Source organism: Streptomyces sp. AK08-02 (assembly GCF_033795085.1).
Classification (GTDB): Bacteria; Actinomycetota; Actinomycetes; order Streptomycetales; family Streptomycetaceae; genus Streptomyces; species Streptomyces echiniscabiei.
The window spans coordinates 329,832-350,346 of the sequence record NZ_JARAZV010000004.1 but is presented as its reverse complement, the minus strand read 5'-3'; the positions used below and the strand labels follow the sequence as shown (position 1 = coordinate 350,346).

Sequence of the window (20,515 nt, the reverse complement as noted above, 5' to 3'; positions counted from 1 at the left end):
CTGTGTCGGCCGAACCGCTCCGAATCCCGGCTCCAGGGAATCTGCACAGCGAATGCGCAGTCAGGTCACCGCATACGACGGTTCCGCACATCCGCCCGTTACACGCCACGCCTTTGGTGGCGGACTGTCCGATTCCGCCCCGCTCCCCCTGGTCAGGTGCGGCCCCGACCGCAAGGGGCGGACTGCACCGAAGTCGTGCGGCATGTGGAGAAGTGGCCGACAAGCCGTGCGCGGGTCCTCACCGTTTGGCGCTCGTGGGACGCAAGTGCCCTGGTGGGGCGCTTGGTTGATTGGAAGCGCGCTGCGCGGGCGTGCTTTGATCCATCGCATCGCAGGGGCCGCCGAGGTTCCGGAAACGAACTTGGGCAGCCCTGCGGTCGCGGCCGTCATCTGTCCCCAGAGGGGGCCGCTCCCCCCTTGTGAAATCCCCATATGAAGGGAAGTTCCCCCATGAACTCCACCCCCCAGGTTGAGACCGCCGAGCTGTCGGACGCCGCTCTCGACGCCGTCTCCGGCGGTCTGTCCCTGAACGCCGTCGGCACCGTCACGAACCTGGTGGACAGCGTTGCCCCCGGCGCGCTCCCGCTGGTCGGCACGGTCGTCGGCACCGTTGAGGGTCTCACCGGCCTGAACACCGGTGCGATCACCAACACGGTCGCCGGTCTCTGATCGTCGCCTCGCGCCGCTGAGTCCCGGAACCGTTCCCCGGTTCCGGGACTCTCGGGTTCCGCCAAGCCATCGCCCCGGCCCACGCAAGTTCTCTCACGCAGGTTCTTACGCAGGTGAGGAAAGCCCGTGCAGTTCCGCCAACAGGCCCTCGCCAAGCTCCAGTCGGCCGAAGAGCTGGATCTTCCGGTGCGTTTCGCACGGCCCCAGGGCTGGCTGGTCCTCTCCGTCACGGTCGTCGTCATGGCCGCCGCGTCCGTGTGGGCGGTCACGGGGTCCGTCTCCTCCACTGTCAGCGCGCCCGCCATCCTCACGCACGGTGAGGGCAGTTACGTCCTGCAGAGTCCCGTCTCCGGTCAGATCACCGCGGTCCTCGCCAGGGAGGGTGCGCGGCTGCCCGCCAACTCCCCTGTACTGAAGGTCCGTACGGCCGCCGGTGAGTCGGTGGTCCGCTCGGTCGCCGCGGGCCGGCTCACCGCACTCGCCGCCACGATCGGCCAGATCATCGGTACGGGTACGAACATCGCGGCCATCGAGAAGGTCGCCCGCACGAACGACCCGCTGTACGCGACGGTGTACGTCCCGGCCGAGAGCGCCGCCACGATCCCCGCGAACGCCGCCGTCGACCTGAGCGTCCAGACCGCGCCCACCCAGCAGTACGGGGTGCTGCGCGGCCAGGTGGAATCGGTGGACCGGACCCCGCAGACGCAGGCGCAGATCGGCACGTTCCTCGGTGACAGCCAGCTCGGCGAGCAGTTCACGAAGAAGGGCCGGCCGGTCGCCGTCCTGGTGAAGCTGGACAGGTCGTCGGCCACGAAGAGCGGTTACCGGTGGTCCTCCGCCGAGGGGCCGCCCTTCCGGCTCACCTCCATGACCCTGGCCTCGGGCTCGATCCGGCTGGCGGACCAGCGTCCCGTCGATTGGCTGCTGCCGTGAGTGCCGCACAGAACTCCCGGGCCAAGCGTCGCTCGGCCCCGCCCCCGCGCACCGTCCCCAAGGGCGGCGGCAGGTCCGTGCGCACCCCGACCGTCCTCCAGATGGAGGCCGTGGAGTGCGGCGCGGCCTCACTCGCCATGGTCCTCGCGCACCACGGGCGGCACATCCCGCTCGAAGAGCTGCGTATCGCCTGCGGTGTCTCACGGGACGGCTCACGCGCCAGCAACCTCCTCAAGGCGGCCCGGAGTTACGGTCTGACCGCCAAGGGCATGCAGATGGACACGGCCGCGCTCGCCGAGGTGAACGCGCCCGCGATCCTGTTCTGGGAGTTCAACCACTATGTCGTCCTGGACGGCATGGGGCGCCGCTTCGGCCGGCGCGGGGTGCACATCAACGACCCGGGCAAGGGCCGCCGGTTCGTGCCGATGGAGGACTTCGACTCCAGCTTCACCGGTGTCGTCCTCGTCATGGAGCCCGGCCCCGACTTCGAGCGCGGCGGGCGCAGGCCGGGCGTCCTCGGTGCCATGCCGGCCCGGCTGCGCGGTACGTCGGGCACGATGCCCGCCGCGATCCTGGCGAGCCTGCTGCTGGTGGCGGTGGGCGCCGCGATGCCGGCGCTCAGCCGCACCTACATCGACACCTTCCTGATCGGCGGCCAGACCTCGCTGCTGGAGGTGCTGTTCGCGTCGATGGGTTCGTGCGTGGCACTGACCCTCGTGCTGACCTGGCTGCAGCAGGCGAACCTGCTGCACGGCCGCATCATCTCCTCCACCCTGAGCAGCGCCCGCTTCCTGCGCCATCTGCTGCGCCTCCCGGTCACCTTCTTCTCCCAGCGCAGCCCGGCCGACCTCGTCCAGCGCCTCCAGTCGAACGACGCGGTCTCCGAGACCCTGGCGCGCGACCTCGCGGCGGCGGGCGTCGACGCGATCGTCGTCGTGCTGTACGCCGTACTCCTCTACACGTACGACCCGCAGCTGACGGCCGTCGGCATCGGTGTGGCGCTGCTCAACATCGTGGCCATGCGGGTGGTGATCCGGCTGCGCGCGACCCGTACCGCGAAACTCCGCGCGGACAACGCCCGGCTCACCAACACCGCCTATTCCGGGCTTCAGTTGATCGAGACGATGAAGGCGACCGGCGGTGAGGAGGGCTACTTCCGCAAGTGGGCCGGGCAGCACGCGACCACGCTGGAGGAGCAGCAGCGGCTGGGGGTGCCCAGTGCCTGGCTGGGGGTGGTCGCGCCGACGCTCGCGACGCTGAACAGCGCGCTGATCCTGTGGATCGGCGGGATGCGGGCCGTCGAGGGGCATCTGTCGGTGGGTCTGCTGGTGGCCTTCCAGTCCCTGGTCGTGCGGTTCACCGCACCCCTGACCCGGCTCAACGGGGTGGCCGGCCGCATCCAGGACTTCGCGGCGGACGTGGCCCGGCTCAAGGACGTCGAGAACTTCCGGGCCGATCCGCTGTACTCCCGGCCCGGGGGCGGCGACTCGACGCGCCGCCTGCACGGTCATGTCGAGCTGCAGAACATCACCTTCGGCTACAGCCCGCTCGACAAACCGCTGTTGACCGGCTTCGACCTGACCGTGGGTCCGGGCCGGCAGGTGGCGCTGGTCGGTGGCTCCGGCAGCGGCAAGTCGACGGTTTCCAGGCTGATTTCCGGTCTGTACGCGCCCTGGGAGGGCGTCATCCGGATCGACGGGCAGCGACTTGAGGACATACCGCGCGGCGCGCTCGCGGCCTCCGTCTCCTTCGTCGACCAGGACGTGTTCCTCTTCGAGGGCAGCGTCCGCGACAACGTGGCGCTCTGGGACCCGTCGATCCCGGACGAGTCGGTCGTGGCGGCGCTGGAGGACGCGGCGCTGTACGACGTCATCACGCGCCGGCCGGGCGGTATCCACAGCCGGGTCGAGCAGGACGGGCGGAACTTCTCCGGCGGGCAGCGCCAACGCCTGGAGATAGCCCGGGCGTTGGTGCGCAACCCCAGCATTCTCGTCCTCGACGAGGTGACCAGCGCGCTGGACGCGGAGACCGAGCAGACCGTGATCGACAACCTGCGCAAGCGCGGCTGCGCCTGTGTGGTGATCGCGCACCGGCTCTCCACCGTGCGCGACAGTGACGAGATCGTCGTACTCCAGCACGGCACGATCGTGGAACGCGGGCGGCACGACGCCCTGGTGGCGGCCGGCGGGGCGTACGCCGAGCTGGTCAGGGAGCGCTGAGATGACGACGGTCCACGGAAGCGAAGCGGATGTCGTCCTCGCCGCGCTCGGGCAGATGGGGACGCGTTTCGGCCTGGCCGGGCAGGGCCGCCTCGATCTCGAAGGCCCCCAGGTGCTGTGGCTGGTCGCCTCCGGCGCGCTCGACCTGTTCGCGGTGGACGCCGTGGAGCAGGGCCAGTGGCACCACCTCGGCCGGCTGGAGGCGGGCGCCCTGCTGCTCGGCCCGGTCACCGGCCCGGAGCACACCCTGGTCGCCCGCCCGGTGCGCGACTGCGTGGTGCACCGCGTCGGCCTGCGCGAGCTGTACCGGTCGCCGGACACGGAGACCTGGTCGTACGACGAGTACGGCAACGCCCAGTACGTGCCGCCGGCGACCAGCCCGCTGGAGTACGCCCTCGCCCTGGGCGTCGGACGCGGACTGTCGGTCCTCTTCCAGGCGCCGATGGCCTCGGAACGGGCCGCCGCACCGACCGACGACGACGTGTTCTGGATGCAGGTCCCGCCGGGCAGCGTGCGGTACGGGTCGCTGTACGGGGCGGAGGCCGCCGCCGATCTGCTGATGGACCCCGGGGTCTGGCAGGGCATGGTCGACCAGCAGTACCGGCTGCTCGCCACCCTCGACCGGTGGATCGAGCAGCTCGAACAAAGCCACGAGACCCGTACGGCGGCCGGTATCAGGGCGGGCGAGGCCGTACGTGCCCAGGCCGACCGGACCCTGCTGGCGTCGATCGGCAGGCCGTCGGCGAAGCGCACGACCACCGCCGACGCGGACGCCACGTACGCGGCCTGCAAGCTGGTCGCCCAGGCGGCCGGCATCACGCTCGCCGAGCCCGCGCAGAGCGGCACCGAGAGCGACCGGCTCGACCCGGTCGAACGGATCGCGCTGGCCTCCCGCGTCCGCACCCGGGCCGTCCGGCTCGACGGGCGCTGGTGGCACGACAACGTCGGCCCGCTGATCGGCCACCGCAGTCTGTCCGGCACGCCGGTCGCGCTGCTGTGGCGACGCGGCGGCTATGTGGCCGTGCACCCCTCGTCGGGACGCGAGACTCCGGTGGAGAAGGCGAACGCGGCGGAGTTCGAGGAGCGGGCGGTGATGTTCTACCGTCCGCTGCCCGAACGCGGGATGACTCCGCTGCGACTGCTCCGGTTCAGCATGGGCGGCAGCCGGGGCGATGTGGTGAACCTGCTGCTGAGCAGCCTGGTGACGATCGCCATCGGCGCACTGGTGCCCGTGGCCACCGGCAAGGTGCTCGGCGAGTTCGTGCCGAAGGCGCAGACCACGCTGATCGCGCAGTTCTGTCTGGCCGTGATGATCAGCAGTGTGGTGGCGGCGGCCTTCACCCTGCTGCAGAACCTCACCCTGCTCCGGATGGAGGGCCGGATCGAGGCGACGCTCCAACCGGCCGTCTGGGACCGGCTGTTGCGGCTGCCGACGAAGTTCTTCACCGAGCGCTCGACCGGCGAGCTGGCGAGTGCGGCCATGGGCATCAGCGCGATTCGCAAGCTGCTGGCGGGAGTTGCCCCCGTAGTCACGCAGTCGGTCACCATCGCAGCGATGAACCTGGGCCTGCTCCTCTATTACAGCGTCCCGATGGCGCTGGCGGCGGTCGGCATGCTCGTGGTGATCGCCGCCGTGTTCCTCGGGCTCGGACTGTGGCAGGTGCGCTGGCAGCGCCGGCTGCTCGTACTCTCCAACAAGCTGAACAACCAGGCCTTCCAGACCCTGCGCGGCCTGCCCAAGCTACGGGTGGCGGCGGCCGAGAACTACGCGTACGCGGCCTGGGCGGGCGAGTTCGCGCGCAGCCGTGAGCTGCAGCAGAAGGTCGGCCGTATCAAGAACCTCACGACGGTGCTGGGCGCGGTGTACCTGCCGGTCTGCACGCTCCTGATGTTCGTGCTCCTCGCGGGTCCGGCACGCGGTGAGATGTCGGCGGCGGCCTTCCTCACCTTCAACACCTCGGTGACGATGCTCCTGACGTCGGTCACCCAGCTGACCGGTGCCTTCGTCTCCGGCGTGGCCGCCCTTCCGCTGTACGAGGAGATCAAGCCGGTGCTGGAGGCGACCCCGGAGGTCCGGGTCGCGAGCACCCGGCCGGGCGTGCTGACCGGCGCGATCGAGGCCCGTCGGCTCTCCTTCCGCTACGCGGACGACGGCCCTCTCGTCCTGGACGACGTGTCCTTCCGGACGCGGGCGGGCGAGTTCGTGGCGATCGTCGGCCCCAGCGGCTGCGGCAAGTCGACGCTGCTGCGTCTGCTGATCGGCTTCGACAAGCCGGTCTCCGGCAGCGTGCTGTACGACGGTCAGGACCTGGGCGCGCTCGACCAGTCCGCCGTACGCCGTCAGTGCGGTGTGGTGCTCCAGCACGCCCAGCCGATGACGGGTTCGATCCTGGACGTCATCTGCGGCACCGAGCCGTACACACCGGAGGAGGCGATGGCCGCCGCCGAGATGGCGGGACTCGCCGAGGACATCAAGCGGATGCCGATGGGGCTGCACACCATCGTCCAGGGCAGCGGCGCGATCTCGGGCGGCCAGCGACAGCGGCTGATGATCGCGCAGTCGCTGATCCGCAGGCCGCGCATCCTCTTCTTCGACGAGGCGACCAGCGCCCTGGACAACGAGACCCAGCGCACGGTCATCGAGAGCACCCGCGCGCTGAACGCCACCCGGATCGTGATCGCGCACCGTCTGTCGACGGTGCTGGACGCGGACCGGGTGATCGTCATGGAGGACGGCAAGGTCGCCCAGCAGGGCCCCCCGGCCCAGCTGCTGGCGGACACGGGCGGCCGGCTGCACGAGCTGGTGCGCCGGCAGCTGGCCTAGCCAGGCGTCCGGGTTCGCGGGGACCGTCAGGGTGTCTCGGCCGCGCCCCGCCACAGGTCCGGGACCCGGCCGTCGGCGGCGTACATCTGTGTCGCCAGTACGCGTACGGCCGCCGCGAAGAGGGAGGGGTGGCGCAGGAACTCCATGTGGATGCCGGGGAACTCCACCCACGGCACACCGATCCGGCGGGCGATCTCGACCGACGGCCGGGCGTAGTACGTGCCCCGGTCGTCCGCGCCGGCACCCAGGACGATGGGGAACGGAGCGGCCCGCAGCGCCGCCTCGTCGGGGTGGAAGGCGGCGAAGCCGGACCATTCACTGCCGAAGAGGTGGTCTGTGTTGCCGAGGAACCGTTCCCACAGGTCGGCGGGCCAGCGGTAGGAGCCCTCGCCGCGAATCGTCTCGCCGAAGCGGCGGCCCGCGGCCGGGGCACCGCCCGCCGCGTACCGGGCTGCCAGCTCGGCGAAGAAGCCGCGCCCGGGGTCGTCGTCGGGGAGGACGTTCACCGCGGGCGGTTCGTGGGCGATGAGGCCCACCAGGCACTCCGGGTGCCGTGCGGCCAGGGTGAGGCTGATGATCGCGCCGCCGCTGTTGCCGAAGACCAGGGCCCGGCCGTCCGCGAGTTCGGCGACCAGTGCGCGGGCGTCGGCGGCCTGCCGCGCCAGCGCCATGGGGGCGGCGCCGTCACCTGTGCTGCGGGAGTTGCCGCGCCGGTCGTAGGTGATCACGGTGAAGGCGTCGGCGATCCCCGAGTAGTAGCCGGCGTCTCCCCCGGCGCCGCTGATCATCAGCAGGGCCGGACCGGCCCCGCGTACCTCGTAGTACAGGTCCGCCCCGTCGGCCGTCAGTCTGCCGCTTCGCACGTCCGGACATCCTCCCTAGCGATACTTTCCCGTATCGATACTTTGCCGTTTCGATGAATGTGGTCTAGTCTCGGAGAGTCGAGAGTACGAAACAGTTTCGTTTACGTACTTGTAACCTCCGGTCCTCTTCGCCTTCCGTCACCACTCGTCGCTCCACTCCACGAGCGGCCTTCCCTGGAGTGTGCTCAGATGCCCCAGTCCCTTACCGAAGGCGCCCCGAAGGGCGTCACGAACGACCCGGACAAGGGGTCCGCCGCGCCGAATCCGAAGCGGTGGTGGATCCTCGCGATCATCGGCCTCGCCCAGCTGATGGTCGTCCTGGACGCCACCATCGTGAACATCGCGCTCCCTTCCGCGCAGGCGGACCTCGGCTTCTCCGACGGCAACCGGCAGTGGATCGTCACCGCGTACGCGCTGGCCTTCGCCTCCCTGCTGCTGCTCGGCGGCCGGATCGCCGACCTCTTCGGCCGTAAGCCCGCCTTCCTCATCGGCGTCGCCGGATTCGCCGGCGCCTCCGTGCTCGGCGGCGCCGCGAACGGCTTCGAGATGCTCGTCATCGCCCGAGCCCTCCAGGGTGTCTTCGGCGCGCTGCTCGCGCCCGCCGCCCTGTCACTCCTCAACACGACCTTCACCGACGCGCGTGAGCGTGCCCGCGCGTTCAGCGTGTACGGCGCGATCGCCGGGGCCGGCGGCGCGGTGGGCCTGCTGCTCGGCGGCCTGCTGACCGACGCGCTCGACTGGCGCTGGACGCTGTACGTGAACCTGGTCTTCGCCGTCGTCGCGCTGGTGGGCGGCTGGATACTGCTGAGCAACCACCGTGACGCCGCCGACTCCAAGATCGACGTCCCGGGCACGCTCCTGGTCTCCGCCGGTCTCTTCTCCGTCGTCTACGGCTTCTCCAACGCCGAGTCCCACGACTGGAGTTCGCCGCAGACCTGGGGCTTCCTGGCCGCCGGCGTACTGCTCCTCGCCGCGTTCACCCGGTGGCAGACCCGCGCCAAGCACCCGCTGCTGCCGATGCGCGTCCTGCTGGACCGTGACCGTGGCGCCTCGTTCCTCACGGTGCTCATCTCCGGCGCGGCGATGTTCGGGGTCTTCCTCTTCCTCACCTACTACCTGCAGCTGAACCTCGGCTTCAGCCCCACGAAGACCGGCCTGGCCTTCATGCCGATGATGGCGGCGCTGATGGTCGCGGCCCAGGTGTCCACCACGATGCTCGTGCCCCGTTTCGGCCCCAAGCTCGTCATCCCGCTGGGCTTCGTCCTCGGCGCGGTCGGCATGGTCTGGCTGACGGACATCGGCGTCGGCTCGTCCTTCAGCACCGCCGTGCTCCCGCAACTGCTGGTGATCGGCCTGGGTATGGGCACCATCATGCCGCCCGCGATGCAGCTGGCCACCAGCGGAATCGGCGCCGAGGACGCGGGAGTGGCCTCCGCGACGGTCAACACCATGCAGCAGGTGGGCGGTTCGATCGGCACCGCGCTGCTGAGCACGCTTGCCGCGAGCGCCGCGACCAACTACCTGTCCGGCCGGAACGCGGCCGACAAGCTGGTCCAGGCCCAGTCGACGATCGAGAGCTACACCACCGCCTTCTGGTGGTCGGCCGGCTTCTTCGCCGCGGGCGCCCTGATCACCTTCCTGCTGTACCGCCCGGGTGTTCCGGTCCAGGACGAGAGCGCCGCACCGGTCGTCCACATGTGACCCGCCCGGGTCACACGGGCCCCAGGGGCCGCCGTCCACAGGGAGACGGCGGCCCCTCCGTGTACCCCGGCATCTCCTCGAGTGAGTGCACAGTGCACGAAATGTCAATGAATGAAGCAGCAATTCACCTTGTCGAGTGAACTAGATCTTGCGGGCGGCGTGTCAGGGATGGCGCGGACCCAGCCAGGGTAGTTACCGAGATCGAATGCGCCCCGCCGAGGTGGAGCAGCCATGACGCCGGAAGCCGACGACCGCATGCCCGGGCCGCCCGAGCGCACGCCCTCGGGCGAGTCCGCAGCCCTGCCGCCGACGGCCAACCCGTATGCCCGTACGTACACTCTCGGGCCGTTCACCGTGGTGGAGGTCCTGGGCGAGATCGATCTGGCGACGGCGGGCTTCCTCACCCACCACCTGGACGCCGCCACCTCGCACCCCGGCCCCGACGTGCTGGTCGACCTCCGGCACGTCGGCTTCTTCGACTGCTCGGGCCTGCGCGAACTGTGCCGCGCCGACAATCGGGCCCGCGAGCGCGGCGGGCGACTGCGACTGGTCTCGGACGCGCCCCGCCTCCACCGTCTGATGCGCGCCGCTGGGCTGTCTCACCGCTTCCCGCCCCTCGCCCACCTCCCGGAGCCGGAACCGGAGTCGGAATGACATAGAGGGCCGACGATGTCACCTTCCCCTACACACGTAATGGGCCGGCCGGTGGCCCCACACCACCGACCGGCCCTGCTGCGAGATCGCGCGGCACCCCGCGTCACAGGGTTTCGCACTCCCCATCCGCGTACGCCCCGTGTGGCTCGCGGAGGCGCGCGACCCCGGTCCCTAGAACGTGAAGACGGCCTCCCCGTAGGTGCCCTTCACGCACTCGTTCGCGAAAGTCCGCTCATAGGCGACCCGCTGGCCCCGCCACACGCCCTCGACGGTGACGACCACGGGCTCGTACCGCTTGGTGCACTTCACGTCGCTCGCCGCCGCCAGCATGTCGAAGTCCCCGCCCACGGCCCGGAGTTCGGCGCAGGCCTTGGACGCCGCCGGGTGCGTGCCCGAGGCTGTCGGGGCACAGGTCAGGGTGACGGCACGCTCGGGCGTGACGGTGGCCGCGGACTCACCGTGCCCCATGGTGAACACCAGGGCCGAGGGTGCGTAGAGCCCGGAGGCGGCGGGGCCCGGGGCTGCGACGGCGGCCCCGGTGAGGGGGGCGCAGACGGCGGTGGCCGTCAGGGTCAGAGTCGCTGCCCAGCGCGCGGTGTTCGGCATTGTGTGCATCCTTCCGCTCAGTTCGAAGATGCGAATCGAAGGTCATCGGTCCGCACGGGTGCTCGATCCCAGCCGGTCGGGCCGGTTCGGCGAGCGTGAGTCTGCCGAGTCCGGCGCCGAAACTCATCTCGACCCCATGCGTTTCAGTAACCTTGCGTATTGAATCAGTGGCGCGAAGTCACGTTGTTCGAACACGCGGAGCCCGCAACTGAGCGGCTGTTGATCGTTCGGGGTGGTCGAGTGGCTGGATCCACCTGCTTTTTTAATCGGCCTGAAACATTCCGATTCCGCTCCGCACGGTCTCCCGGGCGACCTCGTCCGTTCATGGAGCCTTGATCCCCGAGCCATGTGCCACGTCACTCCACCGACGGTCGGTGGACTGTCGTGGCTCGCGCTACGTTGTGCGGCATGAGCGAATTCGTGTTGGTCGCGGGAGCACGGCTCGGGGCGTGGGCCTGGGCCGAAGTGGTGGTCGAGCTGCGTGCCGCCGGGCACGGGGTGCACCCGCTGACGTTGTCGGGGGTGGCCGAGCGGCGGGGCGAGCCGGCCGGACAGCAGACGCATGTGCGGGACATCGTCGAGGAGGTGGAGCGGCTCGATCTGCGGGACGTCGTGCTCGTGGGCCACAGTTACGCGGGGATACCCGTCGGGCAGGCCGCCGAGCGGATCGGTGAGCGGCTGCGGCGGGTGGTGTTCGTGGACGCGAGTGTCCCGGCCGACGGCGAGTCGTTCCTGGACGGCTGGGACAGTTCCGAGGCAGCGGCTTCGATCACCGAGAACGACGGTTTCTGGCCGACCCCGGCGGCGGACCACTTCGCGGGCCAGGAGCTCACCGACGAGCAGATCGCGCGCATGGTGGACGGTTCGACGCCCCACCCCGGGGCCACCCTCACCGAGCCGGCCGTCCTCGCGGGCTCGATGGCCGACCTCCCCGCGACGTACGTCAAATGCCTGCTCGACCATCCGGAGCCGTCCGAGGACGTGGTCGAGCTGCTCAAGAGCGACCGGTGGGAGCTGGTCGAACTGGACACCGGGCACTGGCCGATGTTCTCCCGCCCGCGCGAACTGGCCGCCGTCCTGCACCGGACGGCGACCGGAGGCTGATCGGACAGCTGCCTCCGCCGCCCCGCCCTCCGCCCCCACCCCGTCCGCGGGAATGCGAGCCGGCCCTTTCGGTCCCGGACGGATTCAGCGAACGGACGGGGCGGCGGGAAGCACCGCCCGGGCCGCCCGGGGCCCCGCCGCCATGCCCGGGAGGGGCGAGGCAGGCCCCGCCGTGGGAGCCGTTACGGCGAATCCGCGCCGACCTGTGCCGCCTTCGGCCGTGGAACCCCTTTCGACAGGGATTCGGGGCTGGCGGTGACCGTGTCCGTCAGCCAGCGTTGTTCCGCGGAACCGTCGCGAACCTTGACGACCACGTCCGTGTCGGGGTCCTGGGAGGCGGGGGCGACGGCGAGGCCCTCCTGCCAGCGGGGCAGCAGCTCACCCCGCACGGTGAGGTCGTAGCGGACGTCGTCACCCCGCTCGGCGGACGCGGCGGCGCAGCGTCCGAGGATGACGACACCGGCGTCGGCGTGCGAGTCCAGGCACAGTTCGGGGTTGGCGACACTGCGCAACAGGCCGTCGTCCTCGTAGGCCCACATCTGGGTCCACGCGGTCGAGCAGGACGCGAGCCTGGCGACGGCGCCGACCGTGGCCCTGCCGCCCCGGATGTCCAGGCACATGTCGGCGGTGACATTGCGCAGCCGGGTGTGCCGGGTGGCGGTCGGGTTGCCGTCCTTCGCGGGCGGCGAGGAGGACACCGCGGGCGGGGTCGGCGAGCCGGACACCGAGGCGCGTCCGCCGTTCGCGCTGGAGGACGCGGCCGGGTCGGCGCCACTGCCGTCCTTCGGCCACAGCCCGCTGCCCAGCACGACCGCGAGGACGACGGCCGAGGCCAGGCCCACGCTGGTGAAGAGTGTTCTCCTGTTCCGGGTCCCGCCGAGCACCGGACGACTCGGGGAGGACAACCGGGACAGCAGACGCGGACGCCCCCGGCCGCCCGCACCCTCGCCGCCCCTGCCCCTGCCCCTGTCCCTGCCGCCGTGCCGCCCATGGCCCCGCGCCCGCGTCCCGCTCTGGCCGCGCCCGGGCCGCGAGTCGAGATAGCGTCGGGCACCCCAGCCGAGCACCGCCTCGGCGAGCAACGTGCCGAGGCCGCTCTCGGCCTGGCTCAACTGCTCGGCGGCGTAACGGCAGTAGTGGCACTCCGCCAGGTGCTGCTGGACATCGGGCAGCAGCGCCCCGCCACGCCGGATGGGGACGTCGAGGAGACGGTTGTAGAACCGGCATTCCTTTGACGGCGCGAATTCCCGATGGGCGCGTACACAACCCTCGCGGAATTGTTCCCGGGCCTGTTCCAGCGACGCCGCCGCCATATTCGTGTCCATGCCAAGAAGCTCGGCGGGGACATTCATCGACTCGGCCTCCACCTCGGTGTGCCACAGCAGACACTGACCGAGTCCGGGAAGGGCCTGGAACGCTCGCTCCGCGAGCTTTCGGTTTTCCGGCGTCATGGACTTCGCGGCGCGCATACCGCGACCGCCCGCCGGTTTCGTCAGATCGGGCAGCACGTCGGCTATGCGGTCGTCCGCCGACCAGTCCCTGACGATGTCGCGCACGGCCACGAGGAACCGGGGACGCAGCGCGACGGCCGACTCGGCCCGCGTCACCCGCTCCAGGACCTGGTGGAAGGCGGCGGCGGTGACCATGGACGCGGTCGGGGCCGAAGTGGCCAGGCAGATGACCGCGTACTCGTGGGTCGCCTGCCAGTGCCGCGCCGTCAGCAGGGCTACGGCCGGGCCGGTCTCGCCCTCCGGTCTGCCTCTGAGCTGGGCGGCAAGGCTCTCGTCCGACTCCCCCTGAACCCCACCGAGGTACGGGGGGTAAGGCGGACGAGCGGGGTGGGGGTGGGGCACTGAGCGGTTTCCTTCCCACGCGCGAGTGACTCGCAGAGGTTCCGGGAAAGCCGCCCGGGCGAGTCCACGTCGACACCGAAGGCATTGTGTCCCCCGCCTCCGGCCCCGCCTGTGACGCTGGACCGCCACCGAACCACCACCGGCGATGCGTGGCCGGCCATCCCCCCTGCACAAGTGGTTCACCCTTGCACAAGTTACTCCTGGCCAACAAGGCGCTTGGGTAACATCCATTCATTGAAGCAAAGTCAGCAACAGCAGCAACTTTCGACACTCGTACCGGCTTTCGACGCATTCTCCGCGCCCCGTGTGAACCGCGCGCACCCGCCGGTGCGCCGCGCACGCTCCCGGCGCGCGGGGCGGTGCAGTCCACTGGAACCGGCCCTTCTCGGAGGCCTCGCGCGAAATGGCGGCTCTCCCGCGCGACGGCCGCCGACCCCGTTCCTCCCGCCCTCGGTCGGCGGCCCCGAGGGCGGCCCGACTCCACGATTCGGAGGAACCGAAAACCCGAAACCCCGGACATCCGAAAAACCGAGGAATCGACAAAGTCACGCGGCTACCAAGCAGCGAAGCTACGAAGCGCTCAGATCTGCCAGGAGCGGAGCCGGTCGGCCGCGCCGTAGACGTCTGCCTTGCCCGAGATCAGGTCACGGGCCAGGTCGACGAGAGCGCCGTAGGGCGGGTCGATACCGACGTCGCTGACGAACATGTACGCCACGGCGGTGGCACAGGCGAAGCGGGCGTTGGCCGACGGCAGCGGCTTGAGCAGCGCGAGGGTGTGCAGCAGCGCGGCGGCCCGCCAGGCCGGGTCGGAGTCCACGCCGAGACGCGGCGGATCGACCCGGTGGCGGGCCACGGCGGCCACCAGTGCGGAGAAGTCGTTCACCGTGGGCTGGTCCGGCAGGACCTCTTCATGGCGCTGGAGCAGCCACGGCACATCGATGTGGATGACGGGAGCCATCGGTCAGGCGACCCGTCCCTGACGACCCGACGCGACCGGTTCGTCCTCGGGGAACGCGGCGGCGAACTCGTCGGCGTGGGCCGCGAAGAACCGCCGGAATTCCTCCGCACCCTCCTGCAGGGCGCGGTGCCGGGCGATGTCGGCCGCCGCCGCCTCCCGCACAAGGGCCTTCATGGACGTACCGCGCTCCTTGGCTATCTGCCGCAGGTCCTCTAGCTCGCGGTCACTGAACTCCACGTTGAGAGCTGGCATGCCCCCACGGTACCGCGCCGGTACTTACCCGTAAATACAGCCAGGTCAGACCAGTGGGACGGTGGTACCGAGGGGGCGTGAACCGGCGGCTATCCCTGGTCGGCCACGAAGGACGCCATCCTGGCCAGGGCCGCGTTCCAGTTGATCGTGTGCTCGTTCGTCGACCAGGACTGGATGTCGTCGATGTAGCAGAACTGGCCGACGCAGCCCTGCAGTTTGCTCTGTGCGTAGGGGTCCTGAATGCTTGAGTTGGGGCCTCCCGAGAGCGTCCCGTCCGGCGGGCTCGGCAGCTTCGGGTCGAGCTGGTGCGCGTACCAACGGCTGTGCTGCTGGTGGGAGTTGACCTCGCCGTAACCCGTCACGTACGACATGTTCAACGCGTTTCGGCCCAGGAGGTAGTCCATGCTCTGGAGCGCGCCGTCCCGGTACTTCGAGGCGCCGCTGATGTCGTACGCGGTGGCGACGACGACGGCGTTGTTGAGGACCTGGGCGTTGGAGCCCCAGTCGTAGACGTTGGCCTCGGGAGCGTAGGGCATGCCGTACGGCTGTGCCGCCAGCGTCGTCAGATAGCGGTCGGCGCCCTTGACGACGGACTGGCGGACCTTGTCACGGCCGGGGAGTTTGTTCGGGACGGTCGCCAGGTCGAGCCGGCCGGCCGCGGCGGTCCTGGCCCAGTCGAAGCCGAGAGGGACGAAGATGTCGGCCGTGTGGATCGGCGAGGTCAGGATGTACCGCTCGAACGCCTTCTCGCCGGTGGTGAGATACAGCTCGGCGGCGGCCCAGTAGAACTCGTCCCGTGCGTCGGTGTCGTTGTAGGCACCGCCACCGGTCGCGTCGTTCGGGTCGGCGTGGAGGTCGGGGTGGGCCAGGGCCGCCGTCCATGCCTTGCGCGCCACCGCGAGGGCCCGTACGGCGAACGCGCGGTCGTAGGGCCGGTACAGCCGGGCCGCCTGCGCCGCCGTGGCGGCCAGGTTCAGGGTCGCCTCGGTGGTCGGCGGGTGCAGTTGGCGCTTCTGCGGGTCGTCGCTCGGCAGCAGCGGCAGCCCGGTCCACTGTTCGTCGTGGATCTTGTGGTGGGCCATGCCTGCCAGCGGCTGCCCGGCGGGCACCTGCATCTTCAGCAGGAACTCCAGCTCCCAGCGGGCCTCGTCCAGGACGTCCGGCACCTTGTTGCCGCTCTCCGGGATGGCGAGCGTGCCGTCACCGAGCTTGTCCCGCTGCCCGGTGCGGGCGTGCAGGGCTCGCTCGTACGTGCTCAGCAGTTCCCAGGTGGAGATGCCGCCGTTGACGACGTACTTGCCGTGGTCGCCCGCGTCGTACCAGCCGCCGGTGACGTCGAGGGTGTAGTCGCACTCGCCCGGCCGGCACGGCACCTTGGAGTCACCCTGGTTGGGCACCACGTCGACATGGCCTGCGGGGCGGGCGTAGCCCGGGCGCAGATCGTCGCGGATCGCGATGCCGCTGCGCTGTGTGTAGTAGTACTTCAGCGAGTCCCGCCGCAGCCGGTCGTAGGCGCTCGCGCCGATGTCGAACGGGCGGCTCGTCTCGCCGTCGGCGACCAGCGTGAGGCCGGTGCCGCCCTGGCGGTAGGAGCCGAAGTCGATCGAGTGGACGTTCTGCCCGGAGGAGGAGTCGGTGCCGCGCGGCACGGTACTGCCGTGGGCCACCGTCTTTCCGTCGGCCTTCCTCAGCTGCCAGGGCAGTGGCTGCGTGGAGTCGGTGACCAGCGTGGCGTTCTTCGGGCCCGCGGGCAGATAGGCGACCTGGTTGACCCGTACCCGGGGGCCGGTGTCGGGTTCGTACACCTCGGGCGGCACCCCGCCCACCAGCGACACGTCGTCCATGCAGAACCGGAAGGGATCGGCGCTGCCGCCGAGCTGGAACCCGACCTGGCCCTGGGTGGTGTCGGCGGAGGCGGTGAAGGTGTACGTGTAGGCGTCGCCGGACACGCTCAGCTGGGGGCTCACCTCGAAGTAGGTGTCGTACGGGGACACCGACAGGCCGACGATCGCCCGGACGACGTGTCCGGCGGGTGTGCCGGTCGCCTTGAAGGCGAACCGGTACGACTGGCCTTTGACGAGGGTGATGTCGTTCTGGCCGACGGCGGCGTCCCAGCGGTTGGTGGTGCCGCCGGGGACGTCCGCGCAGAGGCCTCCGCCGGCCAGGCCGGCGGTGACGTTGCTGGTCGTCCACCAAGGAGCCGTGGTGGTGTCGAAGGTGCCGTTCTTGACCTGCTCGATCTCGTCGGCGCCGGCCGGACCGGCGGGCAGCGCGGTCAGTGCCGCCGCGAGCAGGGCGGTCACCGAGAGCAGGGTGGTTCTGCGTCGTTTCACGTCTGGAGCTCCTCGGGTGAGGTGGGGGCGCGGTGCCGGTGAAGCGGCGCTTGCCGTGGGAGCGCTCCCAGATGCGGACGTGGCCCATGCTCTGCGAGGCGCCCCGCGTCGTCAACGGTCCGGACGGGACTGGGCTCACGTACAAGGAATTCACCCCTGCCGCCCTTACCGGTCCGTCCCGTTCCTGCGGGCCGCTCTTCCCCAGCCCCCTGCCGGCCGATCCGCACCGCGCCCCGCCCCTCCCCCGGGTGACGGCTCTTCAGGTCCGGGCGGAGTCCGGTGCCTCGGACTGCCACGAAGGTGTTCCAGCCCGTGCGGAAGCAGGACGCATTAGGGTGGAACACCAGTGACGTCCCTTGCTCACTGTGTGTGTTCACGATGGAGTGGCGGCGATGAGTCCGGTGTACCCGTTCGACGATGCCGCCACGGCGCGGGCCGTCGTCGACGCGCGGGGCGTGCTGACCGGCTGGAACGAAGGCGCCCGACAACTGCTGGGCTGGTCGGCGGCCGAGATGTTGGGCCGTCCCGCCGCCTCCCTCCTGGTCACCGACGGCTCGGACGGGCCCGGCCCGCCGACGGATGATCTCTGGCACGGCAGTCTCGCGCTGCGTCACCGCGACGGCCGGACGGTGTCCGCCTGGCTCCTCGCCCACCACCGGCCGGCCCCGGACGGCGGCGCGGGCGACTGGCTCGTCGTCACCCCCCTGCAGAACGGGGCCCGGACGGCCGACGACCCACTGATGCGGGCCGCGCTCACCCAGGCGCCCTGTGCGACGGCCGTCTACGACGACCAGCTCCGGCTGCACGGCGTCAACGACGCGATGGCCGCTGTCATCGGGCTGCCGCCCGCGCGCGTCAGAGGGCTCAGAATCGCCGAGATAGGGGGCCGGGAACGCAGCTCGGAGCTGGAGCTGCACATGCTCGACGTGCTGACCAGCGGGCGGGCGAAGGACGTCCAGACCTATCTGCGCACCGGGGGCGAGGACCACGCCCACGCGTGGCTGGCCAGGATCGCGCCCCTCAGGGACGCCGAGGGCCGGGTGCGGGGGGTCTGTCTCGCGGCCCACGACTTCACCGAGCAGTACCTCGCCCGGGAGCGGCTCCAGCTGGTCAACGAGGCGAGCGTACGCATCGGCACCACCCTCGATGTCACCCGGACGGCGCAGGAGTTGGCGGACGTCTGTGTCCCGGCGCTCGCCGACTTCGTCAGCGTCGATCTGCTGGACCCGCCGCAGCACGGCGGCGACCACCGCCCGGCCGAACTGACGGCGCCCCTCAGCCTGCGCCGCGCCGCCCACCGCTCGATCATGCCGGGCAGCCCCGAAGCGGTGACCAAGGTGGGCCAGTTGGACCGGTACCCCGTCTCCTCGCCCCAGGCCGACTCCCTCCTCGCGGCCCGCACCATCGTGGCGACCCTGCCCTCCGCCGACGTCGAACAGTGGCTGGCCTGGGACAAGGCCCGCTTCGACCGGGTCAGGGAGCTCGGCATCCACTCCACCATGTCCGTGCCGATCACGGCGCGCGGTACGACCCTCGGTGTCGCCGTACTGACCCGGTACCGCCGGCCCGACCCGTTCACGGCCGACGACGCGCTGCTCGCCGAGGAGGTGACCGCCCGGGCCGCCGTCTGTATCGACAACGCCCGCCGGTTCTCCCGCGAACGTGAGACCGCTCTCGCCCTGCAGCGCAGCCTGCTCCCCCGGACGCTGCCGCGCACCGCCGCCCTCGAAGCCGCCTCGCGCTACCTTCCGGCCGCGCGGGCCGGGGTGGGCGGCGACTGGTTCGACGTGATCCCGCTGTCGGGGATGCGGGTCGCGATGGTCGTCGGGGACGTGGTCGGCCACGGCATCCAGGCCTCGGCCACGATGGGCCGGCTGCGCACCGCCGTGCGCACACTCGCCGACATCGACCTCGCCCCCGACGAGCTGCTCACCCACCTCGACGATCTCGTCGTACGGCTGTCGGCCGAGGCCGGCGGCGACGGCAACCCGGGCGAGGTCGGGGCGACCTGTCTGTACGCGGTGTACGACCCGGTGTCGCGTCGCTGCACCCTGGCCCGCGCCGGGCATCCTCCGCCGGTCCTCCTCACCCCGGGCGGCACTCCCCGACAGGTGCGGCTGCCCGCGGGACCGCCGCTGGGTCTGGGCGGCCTGCCGTTCGAGTCCACGGAACTGGACCTGCCTGAGGGCACGGTCCTCGCCTTCTACACCGACGGGCTGATCGAGAGCCGCGAGCGGGACATCGACGCCGGCCACCGGATGCTGTGCGACGCGCTGGCGGCGTACGCGGACTCGCTCGACGAGACGTGCGACCGCATCCTGCACACCCTGCTCCCTCCGGGCGGCGCGGCGGACGACGTGGCACTGCTGCTGGCCCGCACCCAGGGCCTGCCCGCGTCCCGTGTCACGAACTGGGACATTCCGGCGGACCCGGCGCTCGTCGGGCCGATCCGCAAGCAGGTCGGCGAGCAGCTCGACGTATGGGACCTGAGCGAGGCCTCGTTCACCACCGAGCTGGTGGTGAGCGAGCTGGTCACCAACGCCATCCGGTACGGCTCGCACCCCATCCGGCTGCGTCTCATCCATGACGCGGCCACCCTGATCTGCGAGGTCTCCGACAGCAGCCACACCGCCCCACATCTGCGGCGCGCCAGGACCTTCGACGAGGGTGGCCGCGGTCTGCTGCTGGTCGCCCAGCTCACCGAGCGGTGGGGCAGCCGCCACACGCCCGACGGGAAGACCATCTGGGCCGAGTTGTCCCTGACGGGCGAGATGTGAGCCCCGGGGGTCGCTGAGGAAGGCTCGATTCGGTGCCACGCGGGACTTTTGGGTTCCGGTCGCATCGGACACTCGTGACGGTGCACGAGAGGCCGTACGCGCAGTGACCCCAGGAGTGTGGACAATGGCGACCTTTCCCACCACTCGGCCGGCCCACCGGGCCGCGCTGCTCGCGAGCGCCGTCGCGTTACCGGTCCTGCTCGGGGCCTGCGGCAGCGGCGGCGGCCCGACCGTCCGCTCGACATCCGTCGTCCCGTCGCCGACCACCGTCCCGACCACGGGCGACACCCGCTGCCGTGCCTCCGAACTCAGCGCCGCCGTCGGGCGCGCCGATCCGGGCGCCGGGCAGCGGAACTTCCCCGTCGTCCTCACCAACGACTCCGCCCGCGTCTGCACCCTGCGCGGCTACCCGGGCGCAGCCTTCGTGGACGCGGCCGGTGAACAGCTGGGCCCCGACCCGAAGCGCTCCGCCGCCCGGCTGACGACGGTCCGTCTGGCGCCCGGCGAGAGCGCCTGGGCAGGTCTGAGCTTCGCCGACCCGGAGCTCAGCGGGGCCGACACGGCGACTCCGGCGGAGCTGCTGGTGACCCCGCCGGACGAGCGGGACCAGCTGAAGGTGACCTGGGAGAAGGGCGTGGTACCGGTCGGCGGCGGTGAGGCCTCGGTGTTCCTGACGGTCTTCGGTTCCGGCACCGGACCCTGACCCGGTCATCGGGCCCGCGAGCGGAACCTGCTTTCATGGAGGGGTACCGACACCCCTGTCCCGGAG

Annotated in this window: 15 protein-coding genes; 9 read left to right on the top strand and 6 right to left on the bottom strand. The window is 70.9% G+C overall.

The genetic code is table 11. The features are described 5' to 3' along the window. The first annotated feature begins 450 nt into the window (after positions 1–450). From PV734_RS10135 to PV734_RS10120, 4 genes are all read left to right on the top strand, one after another. Positions 451–669: a type A2 lantipeptide gene (locus PV734_RS10135; protein ID WP_319090863.1), complete on the top strand. Its 219-nt coding sequence runs from the start codon at positions 451–453 to the stop codon at positions 667–669. A gap of 126 nt (positions 670–795) precedes the next feature. Continuing rightward, positions 796–1,602, top strand: coding sequence for an HlyD family efflux transporter periplasmic adaptor subunit (locus PV734_RS10130; protein WP_319090864.1), 807 nt, complete (start codon positions 796–798; stop codon positions 1,600–1,602). Then, positions 1,599–3,821, top strand: a complete 2,223-nt coding sequence (locus tag PV734_RS10125; RefSeq protein ID WP_319289289.1) for an NHLP family bacteriocin export ABC transporter peptidase/permease/ATPase subunit — start codon at positions 1,599–1,601, stop codon at positions 3,819–3,821. The genes PV734_RS10130 and PV734_RS10125 overlap by 4 nt, the downstream gene beginning before the upstream one ends. Position 3,822: 1 nt before the next feature. Continuing rightward, on the top strand, positions 3,823–6,645 hold the full coding sequence (locus PV734_RS10120; RefSeq protein WP_319289288.1) for an NHLP bacteriocin export ABC transporter permease/ATPase subunit: 2,823 nt from the start codon (positions 3,823–3,825) through the stop codon (positions 6,643–6,645). A gap of 26 nt (positions 6,646–6,671) precedes the next feature. Here the strand turns inward: PV734_RS10120 and PV734_RS10115 are convergent, their stop codons facing one another. Then, complete coding sequence (locus PV734_RS10115) at positions 6,672–7,508, bottom strand: alpha/beta hydrolase (protein ID WP_319289287.1); 837 nt, start codon at positions 7,506–7,508, stop codon at positions 6,672–6,674. 189 nt (positions 7,509–7,697) lie between these two features. Here PV734_RS10115 and PV734_RS10110 point away from each other — a divergent pair, with 189 nt between their 5' ends. Next, positions 7,698–9,209 (top strand): MFS transporter, encoded by a 1,512-nt coding sequence (locus PV734_RS10110; protein WP_319090867.1) that lies wholly within the window; start codon positions 7,698–7,700, stop codon positions 9,207–9,209. Positions 9,210–9,440: 231 nt separating this feature from the next. Then, positions 9,441–9,863 carry an STAS domain-containing protein gene (locus PV734_RS10105; RefSeq protein ID WP_415924182.1) on the top strand — a complete coding sequence of 141 codons (423 nt, stop codon included), beginning with the start codon at positions 9,441–9,443 and terminating at the stop codon, positions 9,861–9,863. A 171-nt stretch (positions 9,864–10,034) separates the two neighbouring features. Here PV734_RS10105 and PV734_RS10100 read toward each other — a convergent pair whose 3' ends face one another. Beyond that, a complete protein-coding gene (locus PV734_RS10100; protein ID WP_319090868.1) occupies positions 10,035–10,469 on the bottom strand; it encodes a protease inhibitor in 435 nt (144 codons plus the stop codon). 408 nt (positions 10,470–10,877) lie between these two features. Between PV734_RS10100 and PV734_RS10095 the strand changes: the two genes are divergently transcribed. Further along, positions 10,878–11,573: an alpha/beta fold hydrolase gene (locus tag PV734_RS10095; protein WP_319090869.1), complete on the top strand. Its 696-nt coding sequence runs from the start codon at positions 10,878–10,880 to the stop codon at positions 11,571–11,573. Between the two features lie 182 nt (positions 11,574–11,755). On the opposite strand, the gene PV734_RS10090 is transcribed toward PV734_RS10095, so the two are convergent. The 4 genes from PV734_RS10090 to PV734_RS10075 form a co-directional block, all read right to left on the bottom strand. After that, entirely contained in the window at positions 11,756–13,426 is a 1,671-nt protein-coding gene (locus tag PV734_RS10090) for an RICIN domain-containing protein (protein WP_319289286.1), read from the bottom strand. A gap of 580 nt (positions 13,427–14,006) precedes the next feature. Then, complete coding sequence (locus tag PV734_RS10085; RefSeq protein ID WP_006378057.1) at positions 14,007–14,384, bottom strand: hypothetical protein; 378 nt, start codon at positions 14,382–14,384, stop codon at positions 14,007–14,009. 3 nt (positions 14,385–14,387) lie between these two features. After that, positions 14,388–14,636 carry a hypothetical protein gene (locus tag PV734_RS10080; protein WP_044472629.1) on the bottom strand — a complete coding sequence of 83 codons (249 nt, stop codon included), beginning with the start codon at positions 14,634–14,636 and terminating at the stop codon, positions 14,388–14,390. Between the two features lie 89 nt (positions 14,637–14,725). Then, positions 14,726–16,969 (bottom strand): glycoside hydrolase family 9 protein, encoded by a 2,244-nt coding sequence (locus PV734_RS10075; protein WP_319090871.1) that lies wholly within the window; start codon positions 16,967–16,969, stop codon positions 14,726–14,728. Positions 16,970–17,361: 392 nt separating this feature from the next. Between PV734_RS10075 and PV734_RS10070 the strand changes: the two genes are divergently transcribed. Continuing rightward, positions 17,362–19,746 (top strand): SpoIIE family protein phosphatase, encoded by a 2,385-nt coding sequence (locus PV734_RS10070; RefSeq protein ID WP_319289285.1) that lies wholly within the window; start codon positions 17,362–17,364, stop codon positions 19,744–19,746. A gap of 124 nt (positions 19,747–19,870) precedes the next feature. Next, positions 19,871–20,449, top strand: coding sequence for a DUF4232 domain-containing protein (locus PV734_RS10065; protein WP_319289284.1), 579 nt, complete (start codon positions 19,871–19,873; stop codon positions 20,447–20,449). Positions 20,450–20,515: the final 66 nt, after the last annotated feature.